Raw genomic sequence first — 7,655 nt, forward strand, 5'->3', positions numbered from 1 at the left:
AGCCAGGGGGACCGACACGCAAGGGGATGCTTGAAATTAAGAATGAGGCGACGACAAGTTCCGTTCCTCTTAAAGATCCAGAACTTTCAGGCGATCGAGCCCATCTTGATTTTGGAGATGATAATAGCCGATGGCCGGGTCAATCGTCCTTCTCTCCAGATGGAACAAAGGTGGTTACAGTTGGAAATGCAGTCATTCTGAGAAACACGGTTCGTGAAGATAACATAATAACGAGTCAGTTTTTTTCTGTAAAAGTTTGGAATGTTAAGACAGGAAATCTTCTTCCTAGTCCCGTTTATGATCGAGTAAGAAGGCCTAGGTTTGATTCTAGGTTTGAGCGAATGGACGAGTATGATCGCCTAGTAATGGTCGATAAATCTATAGGAAGAGACCTGCACGCCGCCTCCTTTTCTAGCGATGGAAAATATTTCATCATGGCTGTGGACAAAAAAATTAAAATTTGGGACATGGAACAAAATCAACTTTTGATGAGGGGTTTTCCATCTGGGAAAGGGAAGTGCACTGCCATTCTTTGTCGTGGAAATCAGCTTATCATGGGAACGGAGAAAGGGCATGTGATCATTCAACAAGAGATTGTGACGGAGGCTCAGGGTGAAGCTTCGAAGAGTTGGGTGATGGAAAACCAGATCCTTCGCTCCGCTCAGGATGACAACCCCTCCTCTGTCATTCTGAGGGCCGAGCCCGAAGAATCTAGCTTTGAAGTTATGACGCCGCGGTTAACTCCTTACGAAAACGTCACTGCCTCAGCCATTTCTCCCGATGGGAGGTGGGTGGTGTTGGCGCTTAGTACGAAGGAGGTGGTTCTCATAGATGTGGCAAGTGGAACTCAAACTACTCTGCCAATCGCTCTTCCATTTAAACCCTCTTGCGTCGCCTTTTCTCCGAAGGGAGACAAGTTTGCCGTAGGGACTCAAGATGGGGTTGTGAGAGTTTTGGATGTAGCAACAGGGAAAGAAGATCCTCCCATAGGAATTTCTGGGTCAGGTGCTATTTCTGCTATTGCATTTTCTCCAGATGGAGGAACGCTTGTAACAGGTGATTCTATGAGGAACGTGAAATGGTGGAACACGCAAACAGGAACGTATATAAATGGAATTTTTAATATTGCTGAAATTCTTGCCATTCAATTTTCTTCCGATGGCCAGAATGTTCTGGTTAATACGGGTGTTGATGACATTTTTTTATTTGATATAACTAAGCAAGGTTTTGACCCAAAAACATTAAGACGAATTTTGGATATAAAATTTAAAGACGCATCTTTTTCTCCCTCTGGCACACGCCTTGTCACCAGGGTTTCAGATGATTCTATTGTGATTTGGAATACTGAAAGTGATCAACCCAGTGTTCTCAGAAACATTTCAGGAAAATTCTCAACCTACACTTTCTCCCCCGACGGAAATTCTCTCGTCACCGGTGATGAACATGGCTACATCCGCTTCTGGAATCTTGCGAATGGTTCTCCGAAACAAATCTTAGGCGGAAATCTTTCGAATCGAACTCCTGTGAGAAAAATTGCTTATTCCCAAGATGGAACGAGAATGATTGCGACTTATGAAAATGGATCTGTTCTCGTCTGGGACGCCAAGACGCTTGTGCCGATTGAAAGCTTGAGTGATCCTTCTACACAGAATCAGCAAGCCTCAGATACACCCGTTCTTGATGCCGCTTTTTTAACTCCCCCAGCCCCTCTTACACTAAGAGGGGAGCAAACTCTCCCCTTTAGTTTAAAGGGGAGTGGGAGGGGTTACGAGGATGGCTTGAGCATTGTGACTGTCGCTGAAAAGGGAGAGGGTGATAAAAAGAAGAATGAAGTAAAGATTTGGAAGCGGGGAGCAGCAAACTCTCAGACGGTTGAACCGTCAGCGGGCTCAGACGAAATGTCAGGACTTTCTCCAGGAACATCTAGACCAATGGCTGTGGAACACGATGTATTATTAACGCTCTCTCATCAGTTGGCTCAGGTGGTGGAGAATTTCTTGGCTGGACAAAAAGCTGTGAGTTTAGGGTGGGAGGAAGAGTCTCCAGTCCCCAGTGCTGAATCTTCCCCAAATAGAGAGTTGATACCCGGTAACCGGCAACCGGCAACTGGCAACCCGCAACCGGCCACAGGTAACGAGTCGTTAAGTCTTCCCCCCAACACCACCGCCGTGGCCCTTTCTCCGGATGGGAAGACCGTGGTTTATGGGACGAGAGAGGGGAAGATGTTTAAGAGAGATCTTGAAAAACCTGACAGTCCACATGAAGAATTTAAATTTGAGAATGGAAATGCATTTCCAAATTCAATCACGGTGATTCGTTTTTCGCCGGATGGACTCACGGTTGCGGCTGGAGATGAGAAAGGGTTTTTAAGAATTTGGGATATTCAGGATTTAACTCAGGGTAGCAACGTATTTCATGGAGGGAAGTCGTTAGCCGAGCGTGAGATTAAGAATATCGTCTTCAATCTGGATGGAAATTGGTGCCATGTTGTTGCAGATGGAGATTTTTTCACTGTGACTTTAATCAATACGCAATCAAAACCTCAACCACATTCTACAAGTCGTGAAGAAGTATCGTCATCATTTGTTTGGTCGAAAGACGGGACAATGAAAGTTTATGGTAAGCCAAATGGACAGGTAAGCGTTATTTCTGTGAATCAACCGGGGCAAAAAGCTGAATTTCAATTAGGCGTATCAGCCGACTTTGTCGCTATTTCTCCAAATAACGATTTAATCGCGGATATCCAAGGCATTCATTTTACATCTGATGGTTTGGGCCTCATTATCCAGACAAAAGACGCCGTGCATGTTTATGATTTGGCGATGAAGGTTTCAAAAGAAATAGCCCAAAAGGGAGCTGGAGCCACAACCTTCTGGTCTGCCGTTTCTGAATCTGGCGATAAAATTTTGGTGGGAGATGACGTGAGTGGGGTGAGGGTGATTGATTTGCAGGCTGCTGCAACAGGGGCCCAGAGCCAGGTAGTGGAAGAGGCCGAAGAAGGCTATGTCCTTCAAAAATCCATTGATCCTTCGCGGCTTAATCCTTCAGAGCTTGGGGGCTGTGTCAGCCTGTTGCTGCCAGGCGGGCAACAGATGGTTTATGGGACAAAGGACGGACACCTTTTTTGGGTGGATTTTTTAGATTCGGGGAAAAATCAAGAATTGCTTAAACGAAATGGTTCGAAACCGTTTGCCTCTGAGGTCACTGCCATTGCTTTTGCAAACGGGCAGATTGTGGCTGCATCGAAAAGCTTGGATGATAAAATTGAAAGGTGGTCTTCGGATGGCTCCGCCCTAGAACCTATTCCAAAATTTAGAGCAAGCGTGATGGCTCTTTCTGTTGCGAATGATTTGGAAATCGCGATTTTATTTCAGAATAAAACCAGCTGTACCGTTAATCAGAGGAGAGGCCTAGAATTCACTTTGAGTGATAAGGAGAGGCCAAGCGGAAGTCATACTGCGATTGCTCCTCCGAAAGGTATAAGTTTTTTTATCTACGCATTTGGAGGCCCGTCTGGAGCTGTTCAGATTCTCAATGAAAGAGGTCGTAAGCTAAATGAGATTTCTGTTGAAGGTCTTCAAGCCCTTGTTTTTACCCAAGATGGAGAGCATTTGATTCTGGTCACGGAGCAAGGTGTCCGAATAGAGCCTGTCACTCCTTCGGCTGACAGTCCAACTGTAACACGGTCTTTCCCTGCCGAGGGCTTTGGAAAATTTGTTGCCATTTCTTCCGATGGGCAAAACCTTTTAAGTTTAGATGGCGGCGTGCTTAAGACGTGGCGATTAGACAAGATTGTTAGGGAAACTCCTCAGGGAAAAGCCCCTGAGCCTGTTGAAAAAATACAAGCTTCAGCCAATGCACTTCCAAGCCCGTCGCCTTCGCCTATTCCAGGAATTGCCTCCGCCGCGATCCAGGATTTTCTCAAGCTGTTATGGCCCTTTCTCACCATCGCCCAGCCGGTGTATATTTTGTCGCTTATTCCACAGCTTTCAGAAGCGGTTTCGCAATTGCCTCTGCTCAATCGTGTTCTGGAGCTTTTAGACGAGGCGATGGAGGTTCAGAAGGGGAACGAAGAGGTGGTACGGCAGTTAAGAGAGATTCAGAGCGCTTATAACTCCCCCAACCCCTCTTTAGAAAAAAGAGGGGGGACTACGCTTACTCGTGAGGAGATGGAGAACGAATTGATCGGGCTTTTGAAGGCGAAAGCGGATGTACAAAGAGTTAATCCTGAAAGGACGCAAGTTCTAGGGCGCTTATTGGTTGAAGGATTGACAGAGGGCAGGGGAGAAAGTTTTATAAAATTGGTAGAAATGATCGAAGAAATTACAGGCATTCATTTTGATTTTTCGGCAAGCGGATGGGCGTTTGAAGAAGTTACAGAGGATTCAGATATTGATTATCTTCGAGCCTCTATCGAGATGCAGGAGGACTTAAAGGCGATGGAGACAGAAATGGGCGAAGGTGTTTTGGGCACAGTTAAAGATCACTCTGAGCCCGCTTATGTTGTGGATACGATTGACCATGTTCTGAATATAGACGATTTGGCAGTGGAAGAGGTCGACGGAAAAATCAAGATTCATTTCAATCACAGGGTCCAGCTTAAAGCGCTGATAGAGTCCAAGATTTTATGGAAGAAGGGGGATCGCCTTGGCTTTATCGTTCCAGATCGCCCTGTTAATGGGACTGAAAGACGGGCCCCTGAGGTTGTGAGGATTTTGATTCAAGAAATCATGGGATTAAAACAAATTGAGATTTTTGAGGAAAAACCTTTTGAAGAAATACAAAGTAAAATTACACAAACGACAGGAATCCAACGAGACAATATTGTTTTTGTGGTGGATGTTTCTAGCATCCAGCCTCCAGCTTCTAGCTCACTTAAAATTTTACCCGTAAAAGATGGTTCCAATTTCTATGCCATGATGAGCTTTGCCCTTCTTTATGCAAGATTAGGAAAGATCGAATCTGGAGATCAGCTTACACAACTTCTCGAAGCCTTACGTCAAGAACTTCCTAAACTCGGTGTAAAAGGTGAAGAAGTAGAAAAATTAATACAAGAATTAAAAGAAGGCCACATTTTATCTCCTGTCAAATTCGATCGCCTCAGCACAAGCTTTGACCGCCTGCACAGACAAAAACTTTTGGTTGAGACGGCCATGTAGCGTCACACGTCATTCCGGCAGGTTTTAAGCCGGAATCCAGACCGCGTCTCAAAACCGTTTTCTTAACTCTCCTAAAATGCTACAATGAGAGACTAGGAGGTCAGAGTGCACCTGACAAATCATGTTCTCATGAAGAATTGGGTTCAGTCCTGGAAAAGAACGGGAGAGATTTTATCCAGGTTGAAGAAAGACGAGCTTCACGCCATGGATACCAAAATGAGTATTGAGTTATTGGAGGATGCTTTTCAATCGGCCTTGTTTTTGAGGGGCCCCTCTAACACCTCAGGTCTTATTGAGCAGCAACGACTATTTCAGAAATTGAAATGGTGAAATCTCTGATTCGTGTTGCTCAGGAACTGCAATCTTTTTTCGAAGAGAAAAGCTGGAAATTTTGCTTCATTGGGGGTCTCGCTCTCCAGAGATGGGGAAATCCTCGTTTGACGCAAGATGTGGATGTAACCTTACTCACTGGGTTTGGTGAAGAAGAAAATTTCATCAATACACTTCTATCAAAATACTCAAGTCGCGTCCCCGATCCAGTTCAATTTGCCATGTCGAACCGTGTCTTGTTATTGCAGTCAGGACAAGTAGGTATAGACATCGCATTGGCTGGGCTTCCTTTTGAAGAAGAAATCACTCGACGATCGACACTTTTCGAATATCTTCCAGGAATTTTCTTGATGACTTGTTCTGCAGAGGATCTTCTGATCATGAAGGCGTTTGCAAATCGAACGCAGGACTGGGCTGATATAGAAAGTATTTTGGAAAGACAGAGGAGTCTGCTGGATTTTTCTCACGTTGAGAATTATTTAAAACCTTTGTGTGAACTCAAAGAGGCGCCTGAGATATGGGTTCGTTTGGAGAGTCTTATTCGACGGAGGTGAACATTTGCCAGACCCATACCTGAGGTCGTGAGGATTTTGATTCAAATGTTGACTGAAGAATTAAAACAAGGCCACATTTTATCCTCCGTCAAATTTGATCGCCTCAGCACAAGCTTCGATCGGATGCGTAAGCAGAAGGTGTTAGTCGAAACGGCGATGTAGCCGAGTAATAGTTTAGCTGTCATTTTCCAAGAAAATTATGTTTGGAGTATTATGAAGGGGAAAGCAGGATGACTTATGGCGTATATATCGTTGTTGAACAATCCTTTTTCAGGGTGAAGACGGGATGGACGAAAAGAGGTCGATCATGAAAATGAGATGTCAATGCAAAGGAGAATACAAAGAGCAAGTGACCCATTTTGAGGGTCTCAAAAGCGAGGCGATGATTTGTCAAAGTTGTGGGGATGAGATTCTCACTTTAAAGTAAGCGGAAAAACTTTATAAATTGAAAGAGTTGCGGAACTTATTTCGAAAGGGACGTAAAACCATCAAGATTGGTAATGCCCTTGGCCATTGGTTGTGATTTTGATGTACATGCCTATGTGTATATCAAAGAAACCTTCAACTTCCCATAAAAAATGGGATATACCTCTATTTTGTTCAGCAGGTTTTTCGTGCTCCAAAACACTACCCCACATCAATACTGGGGTTGCGGGCGATGAATCTCAAAAAATGCCTCTTTGCTGTCAAAGTCGGGAATTAATTCATCTTCCTCACAAAGTTCTTCTGAAGCCCTGGTCTCAAGTCGATCTGGATGATTGATTAAGTGAGATTTTTTTTGATGAATCGCTTCATTTCTTCAACGAAGTCTTCGGCTTCTTTGATTGCATTCGAGGCAATCATTTCATCAATGCTTGAGTAAACAGAATAGTCACCATTTTCACGTTCGTCTTTCAAGCTAGATAGAAAGCGACCATATTTTTTCTCGAACTTGCCAGTCTTGACGAAGTGTAAACCAAAAAGGTTGATTAATCCTTGATGTGTTTCTGCTATGAGCCCTTCTGTTAAGAGGATGGCTTGTGCAGCATGGTAAGTCGCATAGTATGCCCTTGAAACAGCATCGTCGTAAGCACAAGTTTTAAAAAGTGTTTTTGCTGCCTCAAGTTTTTCCTGTGCCTTCGTAAAATAGCCTTGGATTAAGGTCTCAAATTTTTTATCCAATTTTAATTCCCTCTCTTTGAAGATTTTCCATGAAGGGTGTTGGAATTTTACTGAGGTGATCAAATTCTTTCTTCTGAATAAATTTAAAGGAAATAACTCTACCTGTTTTTAAAAGAATATCCCAAGCGATACCATAGAGTTTTTCTCGGAGTTTAAGATCTGTAGCTGGCACGACAACCAGAAGGTCATAATCCGAATCCGGTCGTTCGTCTCCTCGGGCCCTCGAACCGAAGAGATAGACCGTATCAATTTTCTTTTTGTATTTTTCCAATCGGTTTTGAAATTGGTTGAGAATGGGGTCTTTGAGAAGTTTCATCGAGTAGAACTACCTCCTGTCCTTGTAGGGATCAGAAGGTAGAACCCTCACGGATCCCCGCATGCAGATTTCCCGCACGGGGCTCTTCAAGATTTGTTTCGGTTCAGAATATGACATAAGGGTTCCATCCTAATG

5 protein-coding genes are annotated in these 7,655 nt (G+C 44.0%); 3 read left to right on the forward strand and 2 right to left on the reverse strand.

Going from position 1 to position 7,655, the window contains the following annotated elements; genetic code table 11:
* The 3 genes from HYS07_02135 to HYS07_02145 all read left to right on the forward strand — a co-directional run.
* Positions 1-5,159, forward strand: a 5,159-nt coding sequence (locus HYS07_02135; GenBank protein MBI1869974.1) for a WD40 repeat domain-containing protein, incomplete at its 5' end; no start/stop codon positions are given.
* Positions 5,160-5,264: 105 nt separating this feature from the next.
* A complete protein-coding gene (locus HYS07_02140; GenBank protein MBI1869975.1) occupies positions 5,265-5,489 on the forward strand; it encodes a hypothetical protein in 225 nt (74 codons plus the stop codon).
* On the forward strand, positions 5,483-6,043 hold the full coding sequence (locus HYS07_02145) for a nucleotidyl transferase AbiEii/AbiGii toxin family protein (GenBank protein MBI1869976.1): 561 nt from the start codon (positions 5,483-5,485) through the stop codon (positions 6,041-6,043). The genes HYS07_02140 and HYS07_02145 overlap by 7 nt, the downstream gene beginning before the upstream one ends.
* A gap of 762 nt (positions 6,044-6,805) precedes the next feature.
* On the opposite strand, the gene HYS07_02150 is transcribed toward HYS07_02145, so the two are convergent.
* The gene (locus HYS07_02150) at positions 6,806-7,204 is read right to left on the reverse strand and encodes a HEPN domain-containing protein (protein MBI1869977.1); all 399 of its coding nucleotides are present in this window, start codon (positions 7,202-7,204) and stop codon (positions 6,806-6,808) included.
* Complete coding sequence (locus HYS07_02155) at positions 7,197-7,520, reverse strand: nucleotidyltransferase domain-containing protein (protein ID MBI1869978.1); 324 nt, start codon at positions 7,518-7,520, stop codon at positions 7,197-7,199. The genes HYS07_02150 and HYS07_02155 overlap by 8 nt, the downstream gene beginning before the upstream one ends.
* Positions 7,521-7,655: the final 135 nt, after the last annotated feature.

It is taken from the genome of Chlamydiota bacterium, assembly GCA_016178055.1.
Lineage (GTDB): Bacteria > Auribacterota > JACPWU01 > JACPWU01 > JACPWU01 > JACOUC01.

Bases quoted from the DNA above. Each gene is read 5' to 3' on its own strand.
- HYS07_02145 (MBI1869976.1), top strand. From the start codon at position 5,483: ATGGTGAAATCTCTGATTCGTGTTGCTCAGGAACTGCAATCTTTTTTC.
- HYS07_02155 (MBI1869978.1), bottom strand. From the start codon at position 7,520: ATGAAACTTCTCAAAGACCCCATTCTCAACCAATTTCAAAACCGATTG.